Below are 998 nucleotides of genomic sequence, written 5' to 3'. Positions count from 1 at the left end.
GTCGGCACACCACCGCCACCGCCCTCACCGGGCGTACCGGGCACCGCACCCGGCGGCGTCGGCACACCACCGCCACCACCTTCACCGGGCGTGCCCGGGACGGCGGCCGGCGGCGTCGAACCGGTCTCCACGAGATTGCCGCCAGGCGTTCCCGGGACGGCGGCCGGCGGGGTCGGAATGCCACCGCCGGTGCCGCCACCCGGTGCGCCGGGCACCGCTGCCGGCGGGGTCGAAAGCTCTTCGACCCCAGGGGTTCCCGGCGTGCCGGGAATGACGGTGGGCGGCGTCGGCGGAATTTCCATGCCGGGGGTGCCGGGAGTGCCGGGGACGACGGCGGGCGTGCCGGGCACACCCACGTTCACCGGGACACCCGGGCCACCCGGCACCGCTGCGGGCGGGGTCACCAGACCTGGCGTGGACGCCGCGCTGGGAACACCGGGCAGGGTGATCGGCGGAGTGCCGGGAACATTCAGCATGCCACCGGGGGTCACCGTGCCGGGGATCGAAACGCCTGGAGGCGGAAGGGTTCCCGACGAATCGTTGACCACATTGCCGGGCACCGCCGCGGGCGGGATACCCGGGGTGTTGAGGATCAGGTTGTCACCGTTGCCCGGCCCCCCCGGCACCGCCGCCGGTGGGGTCACAAGCTCGGTGGGCACGTCGGCCCCGGGAACGGCAGCCGGCGGAACCGGCGGCGTGCCGCCACCACCGGGCACCTCGCCACCCGGAACCGCGGCGGGCGGAACCGGCGGAGTCACAACGGTTTCGGGCACATTGCCGCCGGGAACCGCAGCGGGCGGGGTACCGGGGACGCCACCGCCACCGGGAATCTCACCTGGGGGAACCGCGGCGGGCGGAGTCCCAGGAACACCGCCACCACCGGGAATCTCACCTGGGGGAACCGCAGCGGGTGGAGTCCCAGGAACACCGCCACCACCGGGAATCTCACCTGGGGGAACCGCGGCGGGCGGAGTCCCAGGAACACCGCCACCACCGGG

General features: G+C 74.8%; 1 protein-coding gene and 1 pseudogene. Both read right to left on the bottom strand.

The genetic code is table 11. The features are described 5' to 3' along the window. Positions 1-758 (bottom strand): annotated as a pseudogene (locus tag MSZK_RS13995) (hypothetical protein); the annotation flags it as partial. Next, positions 755-998 (bottom strand): hypothetical protein (locus MSZK_RS33490; protein ID WP_158230579.1); only part of this gene is annotated, 244 nt, incomplete at its 5' end. The gene MSZK_RS33490 and the pseudogene MSZK_RS13995, both read right to left, overlap by 4 nt.

The sequence above is a fragment of the Mycobacterium sp. shizuoka-1 genome, assembly GCF_002723835.1.
In the GTDB taxonomy this organism is placed as follows: Bacteria; Actinomycetota; Actinomycetes; order Mycobacteriales; family Mycobacteriaceae; genus Mycobacterium.
Note: the sequence above shows the minus strand (reverse complement) of the source record. Positions and strands in the feature narration are given on the sequence as shown.